This window comes from Bradyrhizobium betae (genome assembly GCF_008932115.1).
Classification (GTDB): Bacteria; Pseudomonadota; Alphaproteobacteria; order Rhizobiales; family Xanthobacteraceae; genus Bradyrhizobium; species Bradyrhizobium betae.
On record NZ_CP044543.1, the window covers coordinates 708,372 to 727,278 of the forward strand.

General features: G+C 65.4%; 14 protein-coding genes and 3 pseudogenes. 13 read left to right on the top strand and 4 right to left on the bottom strand.

Going from position 1 to position 18,907, the window contains the following annotated elements; translation table 11 throughout:
* The first annotated feature begins 4 nt into the window (after window positions 1-4).
* The 11 genes from F8237_RS03675 (at window position 5) to F8237_RS03725 (ending at window position 12,876) form a co-directional block, all read left to right on the top strand.
* Complete coding sequence (locus F8237_RS03675) at window positions 5-1,378, top strand: amidohydrolase family protein (protein WP_151642446.1); 1,374 nt, start codon at window positions 5-7, stop codon at window positions 1,376-1,378.
* 20 nt (window positions 1,379-1,398) lie between these two features.
* Window positions 1,399-2,301, top strand: a complete 903-nt coding sequence (locus tag F8237_RS03680; protein WP_151642447.1) for an NAD(P)-dependent oxidoreductase — start codon at window positions 1,399-1,401, stop codon at window positions 2,299-2,301.
* 14 nt (window positions 2,302-2,315) lie between these two features.
* On the top strand, window positions 2,316-3,200 hold the full coding sequence (locus F8237_RS03685; protein ID WP_151642448.1) for an intradiol ring-cleavage dioxygenase: 885 nt from the start codon (window positions 2,316-2,318) through the stop codon (window positions 3,198-3,200).
* 58 nt (window positions 3,201-3,258) lie between these two features.
* A complete protein-coding gene (locus tag F8237_RS03690) occupies window positions 3,259-4,653 on the top strand; it encodes an FAD-linked oxidase C-terminal domain-containing protein (RefSeq protein ID WP_151642449.1) in 1,395 nt (464 codons plus the stop codon).
* Complete coding sequence (locus F8237_RS03695; RefSeq protein WP_151642450.1) at window positions 4,650-6,176, top strand: sugar ABC transporter ATP-binding protein; 1,527 nt, start codon at window positions 4,650-4,652, stop codon at window positions 6,174-6,176. Before F8237_RS03690 ends, F8237_RS03695 begins: the two co-directional genes overlap by 4 nt.
* Complete coding sequence (locus F8237_RS03700) at window positions 6,169-7,119, top strand: ABC transporter permease (RefSeq protein WP_151642451.1); 951 nt, start codon at window positions 6,169-6,171, stop codon at window positions 7,117-7,119. The genes F8237_RS03695 and F8237_RS03700 overlap by 8 nt, the downstream gene beginning before the upstream one ends.
* The gene (locus F8237_RS03705; protein ID WP_151642452.1) at window positions 7,116-8,093 is read left to right on the top strand and encodes an ABC transporter permease; all 978 of its coding nucleotides are present in this window, start codon (window positions 7,116-7,118) and stop codon (window positions 8,091-8,093) included. The genes F8237_RS03700 and F8237_RS03705 overlap by 4 nt, the downstream gene beginning before the upstream one ends.
* Window positions 8,094-8,135: 42 nt before the next feature.
* Window positions 8,136-9,110 (top strand): sugar ABC transporter substrate-binding protein, encoded by a 975-nt coding sequence (locus F8237_RS03710; protein WP_151642453.1) that lies wholly within the window; start codon window positions 8,136-8,138, stop codon window positions 9,108-9,110.
* 76 nt (window positions 9,111-9,186) lie between these two features.
* On the top strand, window positions 9,187-9,474 hold the full coding sequence (locus tag F8237_RS03715) for a YciI family protein (RefSeq protein WP_015687161.1): 288 nt from the start codon (window positions 9,187-9,189) through the stop codon (window positions 9,472-9,474).
* A gap of 416 nt (window positions 9,475-9,890) precedes the next feature.
* A complete protein-coding gene (locus F8237_RS03720; RefSeq protein ID WP_151642454.1) occupies window positions 9,891-11,633 on the top strand; it encodes a class I adenylate-forming enzyme family protein in 1,743 nt (580 codons plus the stop codon).
* Between the two features lie 34 nt (window positions 11,634-11,667).
* A complete protein-coding gene (locus F8237_RS03725) occupies window positions 11,668-12,876 on the top strand; it encodes an ABC transporter substrate-binding protein (protein ID WP_151642455.1) in 1,209 nt (402 codons plus the stop codon).
* 24 nt (window positions 12,877-12,900) lie between these two features.
* On the opposite strand, the pseudogene F8237_RS03730 reads toward F8237_RS03725, so the two are convergent.
* Window positions 12,901-13,317, bottom strand: a pseudogene (locus F8237_RS03730) (oligopeptide/dipeptide ABC transporter ATP-binding protein); the annotation flags it as partial.
* Window positions 13,318-13,383: 66 nt separating this feature from the next.
* Between F8237_RS03730 and F8237_RS03735 the strand changes: the two are divergent.
* Window positions 13,384-13,905 (top strand): annotated as a pseudogene (locus F8237_RS03735) (ABC transporter permease); the annotation flags it as partial.
* Here F8237_RS03735 and F8237_RS03740 read toward each other — a convergent pair.
* Window positions 13,906-14,241 carry a hydroxyisourate hydrolase gene (locus tag F8237_RS03740; protein WP_162005858.1) on the bottom strand — a complete coding sequence of 112 codons (336 nt, stop codon included), beginning with the start codon at window positions 14,239-14,241 and terminating at the stop codon, window positions 13,906-13,908.
* A 29-nt stretch (window positions 14,242-14,270) separates the two neighbouring features.
* On the opposite strand from F8237_RS03740, the pseudogene F8237_RS03745 reads away from it, so the two are divergent.
* Window positions 14,271-15,041: pseudogene (locus F8237_RS03745) on the top strand (MFS transporter); the annotation flags it as partial.
* A gap of 52 nt (window positions 15,042-15,093) precedes the next feature.
* On the opposite strand, the gene F8237_RS03750 reads toward F8237_RS03745, so the two are convergent.
* Both F8237_RS03750 and F8237_RS36035 read right to left on the bottom strand, forming a co-directional pair.
* Window positions 15,094-16,515 carry a PepSY domain-containing protein gene (locus F8237_RS03750; RefSeq protein WP_151642457.1) on the bottom strand — a complete coding sequence of 474 codons (1,422 nt, stop codon included), beginning with the start codon at window positions 16,513-16,515 and terminating at the stop codon, window positions 15,094-15,096.
* 12 nt (window positions 16,516-16,527) lie between these two features.
* Window positions 16,528-18,888 carry a TonB-dependent receptor gene (locus F8237_RS36035; protein WP_162005859.1) on the bottom strand — a complete coding sequence of 787 codons (2,361 nt, stop codon included), beginning with the start codon at window positions 18,886-18,888 and terminating at the stop codon, window positions 16,528-16,530.
* Window positions 18,889-18,907: the final 19 nt, after the last annotated feature.

The window sequence follows — 18,907 nt, forward strand, 5'->3', positions numbered from 1 at the left end:
AGCAATGCGGCGCACGCTGATCAAATCCGCCACGGTCATCAGCATGGATGATGCGATCGGCGATCTCAATACCGGCGATGTCCTGGTCGAGGGCAGCCGCATTGTCGACGTGCGTCCGTCGATCGACCTCGGCAGCGGTGCGAGCGAGACCGAGATCATCGACGGCAAAGGTCGCATCGTCATCCCCGGCCTGATCAACGCGCATATGCACACCTGGCAGACGGGCTTGCGCGGCTATGCCGCCAACTGGACGCTGCTGGAATATTTTCGCCGCATGCACGCCGGGCTCGCGACCGTATTCCGGCCCGAGGACATCCATATCGCCACCCTCGTCGGCGCGCTGAACCAGATCAATTGCGGCACGACCACGCTGGTCGACTGGTGTCACAACAATCCGACGCCTGCTCATACCGACGCTGCCGTGCGCGGCCTGATCGAAAGCGGCATCCGCGCCGCCTTCTTCCACGGCTCGCCCAAGCCCGAGCCGAAACCCGGCGAGCCGCATTTCTCCGAGGTTCCGCATCCGCGCCGCGAGATCGAACGGCTGCTGGCGGGGCCCCTCGCCGACCGCGATGGCCTCGTCACGCTCGGGCTTGCCATCCTTGGCCCGCATTATTCGACGCTCGACGTCGCCAGGCACGATTTTCGCCTGGCGCGGGAGCTGAAGCTGATAACATCGATGCATCAGGGCGGCGGTCCGGCCAAGACGCCCGGCGGCTGGGAGAAGCTGATCGAGGCCGGCCTTGTCGGTGCCGGCATCAACATCGTCCATGGCAACGACCTGCCCGACCATCTCCTCGACAGGCTGGTCGATCTCGGCGTCTCCTTCTCGGTCACGCCTGAGAACGAGATGATCCAGGGTCATGGCTTTCCGATCACCGGCCGTCTGCTCAAGCGCGGCGTGCGGCCGACCATTGGCATCGATCTGGAATCCGTGCTGGCTGGCGACCTCCTCTCCGTTGCGCGCATCGCTTTGTCGATGCAGCGGGCGCTCGACAACGCGGAGTCGCGCAAAGACAGTGGCACCATTCCGGCGACGAGCACGATTCCCGTGCGCGAAGCCCTGCGCTGGATCACGACGGAAGGCGCCCGCATGCTCGGCCGCGAGGACCAGATCGGATCGCTGACGCCGGGCAAGCTTGCCGACCTCGTCATCATCAATGCGTCCGATCTCAACCTCGTCCCGGTGCACGATCCCGTCGCGACCGTCGTGATGCAGACGGGCCTTGCCAATATCGAGGCCGTCATGATCAGCGGCGCCTGGAAGAAACGGAACGGCAGGTTGCTGGTCGATGGCTTGGAAGCAAATAAGGAGTTGCTGGCGCAATCCGGCCGCCGGCTGGTGCAGGACATCGAACGACAGGGACGTGCCGCCTGAGCGGCCAACGGACAACAACAATGACAGACGCATCAAAGAACGTCGCTTTCATCGGGATCGGCAAGATGGGCCTGCCGATGTCGGCCCTCGTCGCCAAGGCCGGCTATGCCGTCACCGCGTTCGATCAGAACGCGGCGCGGATCAGCGAGGCGCGCGCGCAACGCATCTCGATTGCCGCCTCGCCGGCCGAGGCCGTGAGCGGCAAGGCGGCCGTGATCACGTCCCTGCCCGATGATGCCGCGCTGCGCGGCGCCTTGCTCGGCCCGACCGGTCTCGTCGCCGCGATGGCGCCCGGAGCCATCTTGATCGAGACCAGCACCGTGAGCGTCGAGGCTTCAACCGAGGTCGCCGTCGCAGCTCAAGCGCGGAGCATTGCCTATCTGCGCTCGCCGGTCTCCGGCAACGCCAGCATCGTCCACACCGGCGCGCTGACCTGCTTCGTGTCAGGGCCGAAGGACGCCTTCGAGAACGCAAGGCCGCTGTTCGCAGCCTTCACCCGCGCCCAGACCTATCTCGGGCCCGCCGAGGAAGCGCGCTACGCAAAACTCTCGGTCAATCTGATGATCGCGGTATCCGCCGCGATGATGGCGGAAAGCCTGGCGCTGGCGCGCAAGGGCGGCATCGCCTGGCAGGACATCCTGAAGGTGCTCGACGACAGCGCCGTGGCATCGCCCATGGTGAAATACAAGACCGCACCGCTGCGCAGCCGCGATTTCGAGTCGACCTTCTCCTGCAAGCAGATGGCCAAGGATCTCGATCTGATTCTCGGCGCCGGCCATGCCGTGGGCGTGCCACTGCAGCTCGCAGCGCAAGTGCGCGAGACCTACGGCTCGCTGGTGGCGCAGGGCGACGGCGACGCCGACTTCATCGCGACCGTCAAGCACCTGGAACGGCTGTCTGGGCTTGGCGAACCCAAACTCTGATCGCGGAGACATAGATGCGCAACTTCGACGAAAACACGATTACCGACGCGGTGCTGGAGCGGATCAAGGACGCAACCGATGCGCGTATCAAGCACGTGAGCGAGGCGCTGGTGCGTCACCTTCATGCCTTCGTCCGCGAGGTGCGGCCGACCCAGAAGGAATGGGAATACGGCATCGACTTCCTGACCCGCACCGGCCACATGTGCGACGACAAGCGCCAGGAGTTCATCCTGCTGTCGGATGCGCTGGGTGTCTCCATGCTGGTCGATGCAATCAACCACCCCGTGCCGGAAGGCGCGACCGAGACCACGGTGCTTGGCCCGTTCTTCGTCCAGGCCGCACCGGAGAAGGATAGCGGCGCCGATATCTCCGGCCCGATGGAGGGCGATCCGATGCTGGTCACCGGCTCCGTCTCGACCGTCGACGGACAACCGCTCGTGGGTGCCACCGTCGACGTCTGGCACTCCGACGACGACGGCTATTACGACGTGCAGCAGCTCGACGACATCGGCGATCTCGCGATGCGCGCCCGCTTCCACACCGACGGCAACGGTCGCTTCCATTTCTGGTCGATCAAGCCTGCCGCCTATCCGATCCCGCATGACGGCCCGGTCGGCGAGATGCTGGAGGTTCAGGGCCGCCATCCCTGGCGCCCCGCGCATGTCCACTTCATGATCTCGGCGCCGGGCTTCGAGCAGCTCGTGACGCACGTGTTCGTCGCCGGTGACCAATATCTCGACAGCGACGTGGTGTTCGGCGTCAAGGACAGCCTGATCCGCGAGTTCGTCCGGCATTCTGCCGGCCGTGCGCCGGATGGTCGCATGGTGGAGCGCGACTATTTTCACCTCAATTACGATTTCGGCCTGAAGCAGGTCGCAAGCAACGCAAGAGCCGCCTAGACTTAAGCGGCGGCGGACCACCAAGAGTCCGGCGACAGGGAGCAGACGGGAGTTAGGGATGGGACCGCGGGTCAGCACAAGCATATTGGCCGAACGCCTCACCGGCATGATCGGCCCGCGCGCGAGCGTTGCGCGCGGCGTGCTCGATCAGCATGGGCAGAGCGAGTCGCATTATCGCAACCTGCCGCCCGACATTGTCGTCTTCCCAGAGACGACTCAAGAGGTCGCCGCGATCGTCAAGCTGTGCGCCGGCGCGGGCATGCCGATCGTTCCGTTCGGCGCCGGCACCTCGCTGGAAGGAAACGCTGCGGCGGTTGCGGGCGGCGTCTGTTTCGACTTCGCGCGCATGAACAAAGTTCTGAACGTGCATGACAGCGACATGGACGTCGTGGTGCAGCCCGGCATCACGCGAAAGCAGCTCAATGCGGAGCTGCGCGGCACCGGCCTGTTCTTCCCGATCGATCCCGGCGCCGACGCCTCGATCGGCGGCATGGCCTCGACGCGCGCATCCGGCACCATGGCCGTGCGTTACGGCACCATGAAGGACAACGTCATGGCGCTGGAGGTGGTGCTGGCCGATGGCCGAATCATCCGGACCGCCAGGCGCGCGCGCAAATCGGCTGCCGGCTATGATCTCACGCGCATGTTCGTCGGGGCGGAGGGCACGCTAGGCGTCATCACTGAAATCACGCTGAAGGTGCACCCGGTGCCGCAGGCCATCTCGGCCGCGGTCTGCAGCTTCGACACCCTGCATAACGCAGTGGATACCGCGATCTCCGTGATCCAGTCCGCGATCCCCGTGGCACGCATCGAGCTGCTCGACGACGTCATGATGCGCGGCATCAACGCCTACGCCAAGCTCGGCTATCGCGAGGCGCCGACCCTGTTCTTCGAATTCCACGGCTCCGAGAGCTCCGTCGCCGAGCAGGCCGAGGCCGCGCAAGCCATCGCCGCCGACCATGGCGGTCATGGCTTTGCCTGGGCCAAGGCACCGGAAGACCGCAGCCGGCTCTGGCACGCCCGCGACAATACGCTCTATGCCGGCCTCGGCTTGCGACCTGGTGCACGCGCCGTGATTACCGATGTCTGCGTGCCGATCTCGCGGCTGGCCGAATGCCTGACCGAGACGCGTCGCGATGCGGACGAGCACGGCTTTACCGCGCCGATCGTCGGCCATGTCGGCGACGGCAATTTCCACATGCTGATCCTGATCGACCCGGCCAGGCCCGAGGAAACCGAAGGTGCCAAGGCGCTGCAGGCCCGCATGGTCGCCCGCGCCATCGCGATGGATGGCACCTGCACCGGCGAGCACGGCATCGGGATCGGCAAGATCGATTATCTCACCGACGAGCTCGGCGAAGCCGTCGATGTGATGCGATCGATCAAGACGGCACTCGATCCCGATGGACTGATGAATCCCGGAAAGATCTTTGCGAGCGGAGCGCGCGCATGAGCAATGCTGCGTTGGCCATCGAGACCGCCTTACCGGCGCCGCTGCTGGAGCTGCGCGGCATCAGCAAGGAGTTTCCCGGCGTCAAGGCGCTGGATGACGTGTCCTTTGCCGTTTACCCCGGCGAAGTCCACATGCTGCTCGGGGAGAACGGCGCCGGCAAATCGAGCCTGATGAAGGTGCTGTGCGGGGCCTATCGCGCCGATTCCGGCGAGTTCTACTTCAGGGGCGACAAGGTCGATATCTCATCGACCGCGGATGCGCAGAAGCTCGGCATTGCCGTGATCTTCCAGGAATTCTCGCTGGTCCCCCATCTCGATATCGCCCAGAACATCTTCCTCGGCCGCGAACCGAAAGGCCGCATCCCCGGTACCATCGACCGCCGCAAGATCCTGGCCGATGCCAGGCGGGTGCTCGATACGATCGGCTTCGAGATCGATCCCTCCACCACCGTCGACAAGCTCGGCGTCGCGCAGCAGCAGATGGTCGAGATCGCCAAGGCGATCAGCCAGGACGCCCGCATCCTCGTCATGGACGAGCCGACCGCGGCGCTGTCGGACCGCGAGACCGAGCTGCTGTTCGCCCTAATCGCGCGGCTGAAGGCCGACGGCGTTTCCATCGTCTACATCTCGCACCGCATGGCCGAGGTGTTCGCGCTCGGCGACCGCATCACGGTGCTGCGCGATGGCCGCCGCATCGACGGCGTCAAACCTGCCGACGTCACCCCGGACCAGCTCGTCCGGATGATGGTCGGCCGCAACGTCGACATGACCTATCCGCGCAATTTTGCCGACAAGCCCGGCGAGCTGCTGCTCGAGGTCAAGGGCTTGAGTTCACCGACCGGTATCTCCGACATCAATATCGAGGTGCGGCGGGGCGAGATCGTCGGCCTGTGCGGCCTGGTCGGCTCCGGCCGCAGCGAGGTCGCGCGCGCCATCTTCGGCGCCGATCCCACCAGCGCGGGCGAGATCATCTTCGACGGCAAGACCATGTCCGGCGAGCCTGATCTGGCCGCCCGCCGCGGCATCGCGCTGATCCCGGAAAGCCGCAAGAGCGAGGGCCTCGCCCTGCTGCGGTCGGTGAGCGACAATCTGGTGGTCTCGGCGCTGCGAAAGCTGTTCCCGAGCGGGCTGTTCGACCAGCGCGCTGCGCAACGCACCGCAGACGGCCTGATCCGGCAACTCAGGATCGCGACGCCCAGCGCGCGCCAGACCGTCGGCCTGCTCTCGGGCGGCAACCAGCAGAAGGTCGTGATCGGCAAGTGGCTGGCGGCGGGCTCGAAGCTCTTCATTTTCGACGAGCCGACCCGGGGCATCGACATCGGTGCCAAGTCCGAGATTTTTGCCCTGATCGATCGTCTCGTCGCCGAGGGCGCCGCGGCCCTGATGATCTCGTCCGAGCAGATCGAAATCTGCCATGTCTGCGATCGCGCCTACGTGATGCGCGAGGGCCGCATCGCCGGGCACCTGACGCGCAACGAACTGACCGAGGAGAACATCGTGCGACTGGGGATGCATCATGCGTGAGGCCGCGATCGTCTCGCAACCCAACCCGCTGCAGCGTATTCCCGGCGTTGCCATCGTGCTCGTGCTCCTGATCGCGCTGTTTGGCGCAATCGCACCCGGCTTCCTGTCGGTTGCCAATCTCTCCAACGTGCTGGTGCAGTCGACCATCCTGACCATGCTGGCGCTGCCGATGACGCTGATCATCATGACCGAAGGGCTGGACCTGTCGATGGGCGCGGTGCTGACGCTGACTTCGCTCTGCGTCGCCATCGTGTCGCTGGCAACCAAGTCGATGCTGCTGGGCCTCGGCGCCGGCCTGCTGGTCGGCACGGCCTTCGGCTTCGCCAACGGCTGGCTGGTCGCCATCGTCGGCATTCCACCCTTCGTGGCGACGCTCGGCACGCTCGGCATGGCGCAGGGCCTGTCACTGATCGTCAGCGACGGCCAGAGCGTGGTCGGCATCCCCCATAGCGTGCGCGACATCTATTCGGCCACGCTGCTCGGCGTTCCCATGCCGATCGTGATGGCACTGGTGACCTACGCGGCATTTCACGGCCTACTCTATCACACCCGCTTCGGCACCTACATCTTCGCGCTCGGCGGCAACCGCGAGGCGCTGCGCTATGCCGGCCTCTCGCCGAACAAGCTGCTGATCGCGGTCTATGCGATCGGCGGCGCCATGGCCGGCATCGCCGGCCTGCTGATGACCGCGCGGATGAATTCCGGTCATCCCACGGCCGGCCTCGGCCTCGAATTCGACGCCATCGCGGCCGTCGCCGTCGGCGGCACCTCGTTCGAGCGCGGCAATGGCTGGCTGCTCGGCACCCTGCTCGGCGTCCTCTCGGTCGGGGTGTTGCGCAACGGGCTGAACCTGATCTCGCTGCCGTCCTCGGTGCAAGTCGCGAGCGTCGGCGTCCTCGTCATCGTCGCACTGTTCCTCGACGGCCTCCGGAGCCGCGCATGACCGACATCACCAAAGAGGCGATGATGCCGCCCCGCTCTTTCCTGTCGCAGGATGCGATCCAGGTGTTCTACCGCCTGCTCGCGGCGCTCTTGATCTGCGCGGTGCTCGCCGTGCTCAGCGATTCCTTCCTGAGCCTCGGCAACATCCTCAACGTGCTGCGCCAGGCGAGCCTGACCTTCTTCATCGCCTCCGGCCTGACGCTGGTGGTGCTGACCGCTGGCCTCGATCTCTCGGTCGGCGCCAACGTCGCACTGTCCGCCTGCATCGCCGGCACGGTGATCCACAAGACCGGCTCGCCGGCGCTCGGCATCCTCGCCGGGCTTGCCTGCGGCGGCATCGTCGGGCTGCTCAACGGGGTGATGGTCACTGCTCTGCGCATCCCCTCCTTCATCGCCACCTATGGCATGCTCTGGGTGCTGAACGGCCTCACCTACTGGTACATGGCGGGCGAGACGCTCCACGGCTTCCCCGCCGGGTTCCGCCAGATCGGCAGCGGCTATCTGTTCGGCCTGCCGATCCCGGTCTACCTGCTGCTGGTGTTCCTCGGGATCGGAACGCTGTTTGCCCAGCGAACGATCTGGGGACAGGAGATCTATGCGATCGGTGCCAATCCGGTTGCGGCCCGGCTCTCCGGCATTCCGGTCGCGCGGCGCTTGCTGCTGGTCTATTCCGTCTCCGGAACCATGGCAGGGCTCGCCTCGATCATCTTCCTGTCGCGGCTCAATTCCGCGGAGGCCGACATCGGCGAAAGCCTGACGCTGCCCGCGATCGCGGCCGTGCTGATCGGCGGCACCTCGCTGTTCGGCGGCGTCGGCACCGTGTTCGGCACCTTCATCGGCGCGCTGATCCTGACGCTGGTACTGAACGGCATGAATCTCCTGTCAGTCAGCGCCAACTGGCAGCCGCTGGTGACAGGCATCATCGTCATTCTCGCAGTCTGGCTCGACATGAAGACCCGCCACCGCGCGCAATGAGTTCCTGGACGACCAACAAGCAAAACGAGGGATGGAGGCAACATGAAACATAAACTGGGTTATCTGGCGCTGCCGCTGCTGATGGCGGCCGCGTTCACGACGCAAGCCCGCGCTGACGGCGAGACCATCGCCGTCTTCACCAAGAACCAGACCAACCCGTTCTTCCAGACGGTGCGGGTCGGCGCCGACAACATGGCGAAGGTGCTGAACGCCAAGACGCTGCAATACATCCCAACCAAGCCGGACTCGATCCCCGAGCAGCTCAGCCAGATCGAGGACGTGGTGGTAAAGAAGCCGAGCGCGATCGTCTTCACGCCGGTCGACTACAAGGCGATGGTGCCGGGCGTCGAGAAGATCAACGAAGCCAAGATCCCCGTCGTCAACATCACCGACCGCTCTGCCGGCGGCAAATTCCTCTCCTTCGTCGGCGCCGACGATTACAGCCTCGGGCTGGAGACCGCGCGCTTCCTGCTCAAGACGCTGGGTGGCAAGGGCAACATCGTCATCATCGAGGGCGTCAAGGGCTCGCTGACCAATGTCGACCGCGTCCGCGGTTTCAACGACGCGCTGAAGGAAAACGCCGGTGCCAAGCTGCTGGCCTCGCAGCCCGGCAACTACCAGCGGCTGCAGGCGCTCCAGGTGATGGAGAATTTGATGCAGTCGAACTCGCAGATCGACGGCGTGCTCGCTGCCAACGACGCCATGGCGGTCGGCGCGATCGAGGCGCTCGACGGCGCCAACCGCAAGGCGCAGGTGATCGGCATCAACGGCACCAAGGAGGCGATCGACGCGATCAAATCCGGCAAGCTGCTTGCCAGCGGCGACTACAACGGATTCGCGCAGGGCTGCCTCGGCACCATGATGGCGATCCGCTCCTTGCGCGGCCAGCCTGTCATCAGCGAGATCGTGCTGAAGCCGACCGTCATCACCAAGGACAACTACCAGCCGTTCGACGTGCCGCTGGAGCAGCGGACCTGCCCGACCTTCGAGGACGCCGGCAAGCTCGGCGGCAAATAAGCCACCTCATCACTCGAGCACGGATGGCCGCCTCGGCGGCCGTCCCAAGAAAACGAAGACATCAACGGAGACCACCATGCTGTTCGCCATTCACGCCCTCGACCGCGCCGGCGCGCTGCCGACCCGGCTCGCCAACTACGACGCGCACAAGGCCTTCCTGAGCGACACCTCGCGCTTCGGCGTCAAGATCGTGATGTCGGGACCGCTGGTCTCCGACGATGGCGCGACCATGATCGGGAGCCTGTTCCTGATCGAAGCGCCCGGCCGCAGCGAAGTCGAAGCCTTCAATCGCGCCGATCCCTTTGCGGCAGCGGGCATCTGGGAAAAAGTCACGATCACGGGCTTCCTGCGCCGCCAGGGTTGAGGGCCGGCTCAAGCCAGGACGCGAAAACAACCCCATGCACAGTAGAACGAGGTTGTTTTGACTTGCGAATTTTCGCTGCGCGCGGACTTTGACACGTCGGGCAAAACAGGGGCATATTGGCACCATCGCCAGATTGCGGCTCCGGCGCTCTCATCCAGACCCAGGCCCCTACAAACGTCAGCGTCGCTGACCGCGTCGGCGCGTATATGCATTCACTAGCGGCTGTTTGCATATCACCCCTTCCGCGTTGGTGACAGCTCACCAGCCGGTCAACGCAAGTCAGACTCTTCCATATCACCCAAGCTTTTGATGCGCGGCGAGGATTGCGTCGCGCCAACAATGCGCGGTGCTTGACAAGCCGTGTTCAGCGGAGGGAAGCGCATGCCGTTAATCGTGGCCTCGCGTTGCAGGTTCCCATGACAAGCGAGCGTCGCGATTGGCCGGCGGTCTCGCTCGACGAAGCCACCTGCATCCTCACGGGCCCCGGCGCGCCGTTCGAGATGGAGACGATCCAGATCGCGGGGCGTCCTGTCCGGATCTACAAGAAAGCCCATCGCGATCTTCGCGCAATCTTCGAGGCCAGCAAGGCGTGGGGCGACCGCACCTTCATCGTCTTCGAGAACGAGCGCCTCACTTTTCACGAGCACTATCGCGCAGCGTCAGCACTGGCGTGGCGACTGGCGGACGATTACGGCGTGAAGAAGGGTGACCGCGTCGCCATTGCGATGCGGAATTTTCCGGAGTGGCCGCTGGCGTTCTGGGCGGCGACCATCATCGGCGCGGTAGCGGTGCCGCTCAATGCCTGGGGAACCGGCGATGATCTGGCCTATGGCCTGCGCGATTCCGGCGCATGCGTCGCCATCGTCGACGGCGAGCGTCTGGCGCGTCTCAAATCGCTCGCTCCTGGCGATCACGGCGCCGCGCTCATCGCGGTGCGCGCTACGCCGGAGACCCTGGGCGACGCGACCGCGCTAGAGGATCTGATCGGCCCACGATCGAATTACCCCGCCTTGCCGGACCGGCCGCCGCCCGACCGGGACATCCAGCCGGACGACGACGCAACCATCCTGTACACGTCAGGCACCACCGGCCGCTCCAAGGGAGCGCTGGGAACGCATCGCAACATCATGTGCAACCTCGTGAACATCACGTTCTCGGGGGCCCGCGCGGCGATCCGGCGCGGCGATCCCCTGCCCGCGCCGCCGGACGCGCAGAAGGCGGTCCTGCTCCCGGTGCCGTTCTTTCATGTCACCGGGTGCCACTCGATCATGATCCCGGCATTGGCGAACGGCGCGAAGATCGTGCTCATGTACAAGTGGAATGCGGAAGCGGCCCTCGAACTGATCGAGCGCGAGCGTGTCAACGGCATGTCCGGCGTGCCGTCCATGACGTGGCAATTGCTGGAAACGCCGGACTTCCGGCGCCGGGACGTTTCAAGCCTGGAAGGGCTTTCCTACGGCGGCGCCGCCGCGTCGCCGGAACTGACCCGGAAGGTCGCTGCGCTGTTCCCGGGCAAGTTCGGGGGCACGGGCTATGGCGCCACCGAAACGTCCTCGGTCTCGACGTCGAACGGGGCCGAGGATTATCTGGCGCGGCCGGACTCGGTCGGGCCGGCCGTTCCCGGCTGCGACCTGCGCGTCATCGACGATGCTGGAAACACGCTGCCAACAGGCACGATCGGCGAGCTCGAGATCTACGGCGGCAACGTCGTGAAGGGCTACTGGAACAATCCGCAGGCGACTGCGGCCGCCTTTCGCGACGGCTGGTACCGGACCGGCGACATCGTCCGGATGGACGCAGACGGCTTTGTCTACCTGCTCGATCGCGCCAAGGACATGCTGATCCGCGGCGGCGAGAACATCTACTGCGTCGAAATCGAGGACGCCCTGCTCGCTCATCCCGATATCTTCGAAGCCGCCATCGTCGGCATCCCCGATCGCGTGCTCGGTGAACTCGTCGGGGCCGTCGTGCGCGCAAAGGCCGGATCGCGCCTCACGCCAGAACAGGTGATCGAGCACCTGCGCCCAAGGCTCGCGATTTTCAAGCTGCCGGTCCACGTCGACATCCGCTTCGAGGAGCTGCCACGCACCGCGAGCGGCAAGATCGTCAAGCGACAGCTCCGCGAAGAACTCGCAGCGAAGGCAAGTGCACCCGGATGAGGGTAAGAAAACAAAACATAATCGGGAGGATGAAATGAAGAAACATCTGTCGGCCATGGCGGTCTTATCGGCCGGGCTCTTCTTCGTGACAGGCGCAACGGCAGCCGAGAAGAAATACGACGAAGGCGCCTCGGATACCGAGGTCAAGCTCGGCCAGACCATGCCTTATAGCGGCCCGCTGTCGATCCACGGCATCCAGGGCCGCACCGAGGTCGCCTATTTCAGAATGCTCAACGAGGAGAAGGGCGGCATCAACGGCCGCAAGATCAATCTGCTCTCGCTCGACGACGCCTTTTCGCCGCCCAAGACCGTCGAACAGACCCGCAAGCTGGTCGAGAGCGACGGCGTGCTCGCGCTGTTCGGATCGTCCGGGACCGCGGCGCAATCCTCCGTGCAGAAATACCTCAACAACAAGGGCGTACCGCAGCTGCTGGTCTCGACCGGCGCGAACAAGTGGAACCAGCCAAAGGCGTTCAAATGGTCGACGCCCGCGTTCCATCTCTACGGCACCGAGGGCGAGATCCTCGCAAAGTACCTGCTCTCCGTGAAGCCGGACGCGAAGGTCGCGATCCTCATGCAGAACGACGATTTCGGCCGCGACTACGTCTCCGGGTTCAAGAAGGGCCTCGGCGACAAGGCCTCCACCATGATCGTCAAGGAGGTCACCTACGAGCTGACCGATCCCACGATGGATTCCCCGGTCGCGCAGCTCAAATCATCCGGCGCCGACGTGTTCTTCAACGTCTCGCTCGGCAAGGCCGCGTCGCAATCGATGAAGAAGGCCTTCGAGCTCGACTGGAAGCCGTTGCAATTGGTGGTGAGCCCGTCGGTCGGCCGGCAGTTCCTGGAGGCCGCCGGCTTCGACTCCGTCACCGGCATCATCGCGGCTACCCCTTACAAGCAGGTGTCCAGCCCCAAATGGGCCGAAGACCCCGACGTCGTCGCCTATCAGGCGTTCATGAAGAAGTATCTCCCCAACGAAGACCCCAAGAACGAGATCGGTTTCGCCGTCTATTCGTTCGCCTACATCATGGGGAAGATCATCGAGGCCTGCGGAGACAACCTCACACGGGAAAACCTGCTGTACCAGGCCACCCATCTGAACAACGTTCCGGCACCCTCGCTGCTGCCCGGCACCACCTACAGCACGACGCCGGACAATTACGTCCCGTTCAAGCGGCTGGTCGTGCAGAAATTCGACGGTAACGACTGGATCCAGGTCACGGCCGTGACGGTCGAGTAGCGATGCACCAAACGGCGACGGCTATCAGGCCGTCGCCGGCACACCGTCTTCGAGGTGGCAGGCCACCCACTGCTCGGGTGCGGCCGCGCGCAGCGTCGGCTCCTCAGTCCGGCAGCGATCGAACACGTAGGGGCATCGGGTGTGGAAGCGACACCCGCTCGGCGGGTTGATCGGGCTCGGCACGTCCCCCTTGAGGATGATCGGATTGCGCTGAGCGCCGGGCTCCGGTAGCGGCACCGCCGAGAGCAGCGCCTTGGTGTAGGGGTGCTTGGGCGCGGCAAAGATCTCGAAGCGCGGCGCCACCTCGACGATCTTGCCGAGATACATCACCGCGACGCGGTGGGTCATGTGCTCGACGATCGCGAAGTCATGGCTGATGAACAGCAGCGCCAAGCCGAACTCGCGCTGGAGATCCTGCAACAGATTGACGATGGCGGCATTCGTGACCGTCGATGCGGAGGGCGCCCGCCGTGCCGCGGCCATCTGCGACGCGGCGACTGCGCCGGCTCGCCGACGCTGTCGGCGCGGCTGCTCGATTCCCTCTTCATGTCGCCTCTGGTGCTGCCGGCGCTGGCTTTTGGTCTGGCTGCGCTGATGCTGTTCTCGCTGGTCGGGATGCAGGTATCGTTACTGACGCTGGTGATCGGCCACACGGTCGTTTGCGTACCCTATGTCGTGCGCAACACGGTCGCAGCGCTCGCCCAGCTCGAACCGACCCTGCTGGAGAGTTCCGCGGTGCTGGGCGCGAGCCGGCTCTACACGTTCCGGCGCATCGTGCTGCCGCTGATCCGGCCGGGCATCATCGCCGGCGCCTTCATCGCCTTCATGTCGTCGTTCGACAACGTGCCGGTCTCGCTGTTCCTGCGCGATGCCGCGACCGATATGCTGCCGATCCGGATGTGGCAGGACCTCGAGGGCAAGCTCGACGTCACCATTGCCGCGCTATCGAGCGTGCTGATCATCGCCACCGTTGCGATGGTCGCGGTGATGGAGCGCGTCACCGGCCTGTCGCGGCGGCTGACCAACTGATCAGGCACCGCGGAACAGCGAATAGCCCCAGCGCGTGAATTTCAGCGGCAGATGAAAATGCTCGTCGACATGCTTGATGCGGAAGCGGAACGGCGTCACCGTGAGAAAGCCGTCGCTGTCCGCAAAGAACTCGCCGAGATGAAACAGCACCTCATACTCGCCCGCCGTCACACCGGCGCCCTGCGCGACGGGATGATCGAGCACGCCGTTGGCGCCGAGCCGACCGTCGGCGATACGCGAGGAGTCCGGATCGATCCGCCAGATTTCGATGCGCAGACCCTGCGCCGGCCGACTGCTGGCCACGTCGACCGCGTGAATGGAAATGCCGCCTGCCATTGTGCCGTTCCTCCTGAGAGTGCCGCGCCATGGTAGACGCAAACACCGCCGCTCGGCCAGCGCCGCCGTTGCTGCCGGCGCTCGGCGCGATGACCTGGCTCCAGGCCCTGGTGGCGCTCGCCCTGTTTGCCCCGGGCGTGGTCGCGCCGCGCGCCCATATCGAGGTCTGGCAGCTCTCGATGTTCTCCTGTGCGGTGTTCGCCGTCGGCATCCCCGCCTCGTTCTGGGGCGGCGGCTTCATCGCGCGGATGGGCTCGATGCGGATCGCAAGCCTGTGCGCGGCGGCCATCGTCATCAGCATGGCGCTGGCCTCACTTGGATCGACCGCGGCCCTGCTCGCTGCCGGCCTCTGCCTTGGCCTTGCCTTCGGACCCGAGACGCCGGCGAGCGCGGCGCTGCTGTCGCGGCTCGTAACCGCGGAGCGGCGCGCCTTCGTGTTCTCGGTGCGCCAGACCGGCAACCAGATCGGCGCTGTCTGCGGCTCGCTGGTTCTGCCAGCGATCGCCATCTGGCTGGGACCTGCCTGGTGCTACGCGGCCGTCGGCGCCTGCGCGCTCGTCGCGATCGGGCTGTTCGAGCACCTGCGGCCGGCCTATGCCGGCAAGTCCGTCCCGCTTCCGCAACTCGATCTCCGCGCGCGGCTGGCACTGGTCACCGCCGACCGGCGCATCGCGATGCTGGCGCTGGCCTCGATGCCGTTCAGCGCGATGCAGGTGTCGCTCAACACCGTCTTTGTCATGCTCGGCACGCGCGAGCTCGGCCTTGGCCATATCGAGGCCGGCATGGCGCTCGCCTGCGCGTAGGCCGGCGGCCTCGTTGGCCGGCTCGGCTGGGGCTATGGCAGGGCGTAGATCAGGCCGCAAGAGTTGACCGCAACCGCCGCCAGCCGATGACGATGCCGGTGATGGAGAACACCAGCCCGAGCGCACAGAGCCCGACGATCAGGACATCGCGCAAACGCGGATGCGCGAGCAGGACCGGAACATCGAGCGTGTGCAGCGCGCTGCAGAACCAGCGATAGGCCCGCCGCGACGCATCGAGCCTCTGCAGCACGCGGCCGTCGGCCCCGTCGATATCGAACCAGAGGTCGCCGCAACGAGAACGATAGACCGGTGCACCCGCAACGATGGACTGCGCGGGATAGGCATCATCACCGGCAAGACTGGAGGGTGCGCCGCAGCCGTCCGCGACGCGCGACATCAAGCTTCCGACTTCCAGCGCGCCGAGGGAGTCGGGCTCTCCGTCGTCGGGACCGATCAGAACCTGCTTGTCGAGACCAACCCGCTCGCGTCGATGGAGTTTGCCGTTGAAGGCAAACCATTCGAGCTCGCCGGCCGCTGACGATATCGGCGTCCGATCAAGCGACGCGGCCGTCGTCCAATCCGGAGAGACTTCGATCACGCCCGCCTCGGCCGGGGTCAACTCCCCGCGCGAGAACAGCCGGCCGTGATCCATCGAGAGCCAGCCGCTGAATATCCAGGTCAGCACGAAAGCCGTCGCGACGAGGCCGATGACGTGATGCAGGGCGTGCCAACCGCGATAGGGCGAGAACAATCGCCGACCGCGAAGCCTGAGCCGCGCGAGCCCGAGCGCCGCGCCCAGCACTGCCGCAATCAAGGCCAGCAGCGATAGCGTCCAGACCACCCTGTCCCACAGCGCCCAATTGCTTCGCAGCACCGTCGGATAGATCCAGTGCAGCACACTGCCGGCCCAATTCCAGCCGCGCTCGCTCCGCGTCGTATCCAGGACGACCTCGCCGGTCAGCGATGAAACATAGACCTCCGTGCCGGCGGCATCGCCGAGGGCGACGCGGAACAGGGGCCGGTGGCGATCAAAGCCATTCGGCACGCTCCATTGATCGTAATCCGCGCGCGCGAGGATCGCGGCGCCGATGACATCGAGTCCGCGGCGTCGAGCGTCCTCCCGCGCGATGGCGAGTGCGACATCGGACGACATCACCGACGCCTCGGCTCCATCCAGGGCACGAACCGCGTGAACACGCGACGGTCCCGAAACGATATAGACCGGTCCATCGCTCCGCCGGATCAGGCGAACCCGCCTGGCATCCGCGATCCCGCTGGCGACCACGGCGTCATGGGCCGACATGGTCACCTGCGCGCCACCCACCGGTGCCAGTCCGGCAAATCGTTCCGCTTCCGTCAGCGACGGAAACGGAACGAAGTGCATCACGATTCCGGTCGCGAACCACATCGCGAACAGCAGGCAGAACGCGATGCCGAGCCAGCGGTGCAGCAGGACGATCGCGCCCATCATGTGGTCAGCGTCCTACCATTTGAACGCGGCCGACAGCTCATAGGTGCGCGGCGCGCCGAGCAGGATCTGGTCGGGATAGAACGGATCGCCCCAGATCGCGTAGCGCTTGTCGGCGATGTTGCGCACGCGGAAGGTCAGGCGGGCCTGATCGACCGCGTTGAACACCGTCTTCGGGATGTCGACGAAGGCGTGGACGTCGGCGACGGTGTAGGCCTTCATCGTGACAACGTTGGCGTCGGTGTTGTAGCGGTCACCGACATGACGGCCGGTGATGCCGAGCTCCACCGGCCAGGGCGTGAAGAAGCGCCATGACGCGCCGGCGTTGGCAACGATGCGCGGCACGTTCGGCGGCGTGTTGCCTGAGAACGAGCCGCCAACAAAATTGTAGTCGGCGTAGCGCGCATCGACATAGGCGACGTTGCCCCACAGCCGCAGCGGCTCGATCGGACGCACCGAGGCGGCGAGCTCGACACCCTTCGACTCCTGCTTCCCTGCGATGTTGAGCGCCATGCCGCCGGCCGCGGCATAGACGTTCTTGCGCAGGATGTCGTAGGCCGAGAAGGACCACTCCGCGCGGTTGTCCCAGAACAGGTGCTTGACCCCGGTCTCGTAGGTTCGCGAGGTCGTCAGGTCCAGCGGCTGGGTCGGCAACAGCAGAAAGCTGGTGTTTGCGGCAACGTCGGCGCCGGTCGCGTACTGGCTGAAGAAAGTCAGGCCGGGCACGGCCTCCCAGGTGTAGCCGATGCGGCCCGTCACCGGCGCCCAGTCCTTCGTGAACGGGAAGCCGGCGTTCTGCAAACCGAACTGGTCGGTCGAGTTGCGGTCGAGCCCGATATGCTCGACGCGCAGGCCGCCGATCAGCGCGAAAGTCCGCGTCAGCTTGAGCCGGTCCTCGAACGACAGCGCCTCGTTGTCGATACGCGCGGTCTGCAGCTTGGTCGTAAGCAAGCCGTAATAGCCGCGGGGAGGACCGACCAGCGGAACGTAGTCCCAAGGGAAGTTCGCCGCGCCAGGCCTGACAAAATCCAGATAGCTTGACGACAACGTCGTGACGAGACGATTGTCGAAACCCGCGATGTTCGCATCCCAGGTCAGGTCGGTGATGTTGCCGACAAGGCGCTGGCTGTGCGCGACATAGAAGCGCTCGCGATAGACCTGGTTGTTGGTGGAATCGAACGCCTCGATCTCGTTGTTGAACCAGGTGCGCTCGGCGCCATAACCATAGGCCTGGCTCTTCAGGGTCAGGTCCGGCGCCAGCTTCAACTCGAAGCCGCCGCGCAGCCACACCTCCTGCGCCACGTTGCGATTGTCGAGAACGTTGTAGTTGGTGTTGAAGGTGCGGTCGTCGATCGTGACGGCGCCGAGATCAGTCCTATTGGAATAGTTACCGGACACGATCCCCGTCGTCGCGTGCGAACCGCTGAAAGCAACCGGCACCAGCGGCGCCCCCCAATAGGCCTTCGAGCGGTCCTCGCGATACTCGATCGCGCCCCAGATCTTGAGGCTGTCGGAGATGCGGTAGTTGAGCTGACCCGACACATCCAGCGTCCTGGTGTTGGTATCGTCGGCAAAGCCGTTGAGCGAGGAGCGGCTGATGTCGAAGCGGTAGTCGAGCCCCTGCACATTGGTGCTGCCGCCCGAGCCGTAATGCGCACGAAACGAGTTCAGCGAATCCCAGGAAAAATCCGCCTCGTTCCGGATTGGCCCGGTGTGCGGCTGCTTGGTGACGAAGTTGATCGCGCCGCCGGCGGCGCCCTCGCCCGAGATCAACGAGGCCGGGCCCTTCAGGACTTCCACGGCCTCCAGATTGGCGGTGTCGGTGATCCGCGAGGTCATGTTCTGCGGGCCGATCTTGATGCCGTTGTAGAGCGTGTTGATCTGGCTGTTGGTGAACCCTCGCATCGAGAAGGCCGCGGGCTCGGCCGGATTGTCGCCGGAGGTGACGCCGACCGCGCCTTGAGCAACCTCGGACACGGTGCGATAGCCCTGCTCGCGCATGGTCTCAGCCGAAATCACCTCGACGGTCGCAGGCGTTTCGCGCACCGTCAGGCCGAGGCGCGATGCGCTTTCGGCGACAACGTTGCTGTTGAGCGGTGTTTGCGCTTGGGTCTGCGCCGCCGCAACCGGCGCGACGGGTTTGGGCGCGGCCGCTGCAGTCGCGGACCGGCGCGCCGCCGCGCGGCGCGGGCTCTGGCCTTCCCGGCCGGCTGGCCTCGCCTGCTTGCGGGACTCGACCGGGGACACTTCGATCGGCGGCAGGGGATCGCGGACCTGCTGCGCCATCGCGCCCGACAGATCGACGGCCGCAAGCGAGGTGAGAGCGGCGGACGCGAGCAGGACGCGGCGCGGTCGTACAATACGAATGGAAAACACGGTTTTGGACCTCGGTGTG

Bases quoted from the DNA above. Each gene is read 5' to 3' on its own strand.
- F8237_RS03675 (WP_151642446.1), top strand. From the start codon at position 5: ATGCGGCGCACGCTGATCAAATCCGCCACGGTCATCAGCATGGATGAT.
- F8237_RS03680 (WP_151642447.1), top strand. From the start codon at position 1,399: ATGACAGACGCATCAAAGAACGTCGCTTTCATCGGGATCGGCAAGATG.
- F8237_RS03685 (WP_151642448.1), top strand. From the start codon at position 2,316: ATGCGCAACTTCGACGAAAACACGATTACCGACGCGGTGCTGGAGCGG.
- F8237_RS03690 (WP_151642449.1), top strand. From the start codon at position 3,259: ATGGGACCGCGGGTCAGCACAAGCATATTGGCCGAACGCCTCACCGGC.
- F8237_RS03695 (WP_151642450.1), top strand. From the start codon at position 4,650: ATGAGCAATGCTGCGTTGGCCATCGAGACCGCCTTACCGGCGCCGCTG.
- F8237_RS03700 (WP_151642451.1), top strand. From the start codon at position 6,169: ATGCGTGAGGCCGCGATCGTCTCGCAACCCAACCCGCTGCAGCGTATT.
- F8237_RS03705 (WP_151642452.1), top strand. From the start codon at position 7,116: ATGACCGACATCACCAAAGAGGCGATGATGCCGCCCCGCTCTTTCCTG.
- F8237_RS03710 (WP_151642453.1), top strand. From the start codon at position 8,136: ATGAAACATAAACTGGGTTATCTGGCGCTGCCGCTGCTGATGGCGGCC.
- F8237_RS03715 (WP_015687161.1), top strand. From the start codon at position 9,187: ATGCTGTTCGCCATTCACGCCCTCGACCGCGCCGGCGCGCTGCCGACC.
- F8237_RS03720 (WP_151642454.1), top strand. From the start codon at position 9,891: ATGACAAGCGAGCGTCGCGATTGGCCGGCGGTCTCGCTCGACGAAGCC.
- F8237_RS03725 (WP_151642455.1), top strand. From the start codon at position 11,668: ATGAAGAAACATCTGTCGGCCATGGCGGTCTTATCGGCCGGGCTCTTC.
- F8237_RS03740 (WP_162005858.1), bottom strand. From the start codon at position 14,241: ATGGCAGGCGGCATTTCCATTCACGCGGTCGACGTGGCCAGCAGTCGG.
- F8237_RS03750 (WP_151642457.1), bottom strand. From the start codon at position 16,515: ATGATGGGCGCGATCGTCCTGCTGCACCGCTGGCTCGGCATCGCGTTC.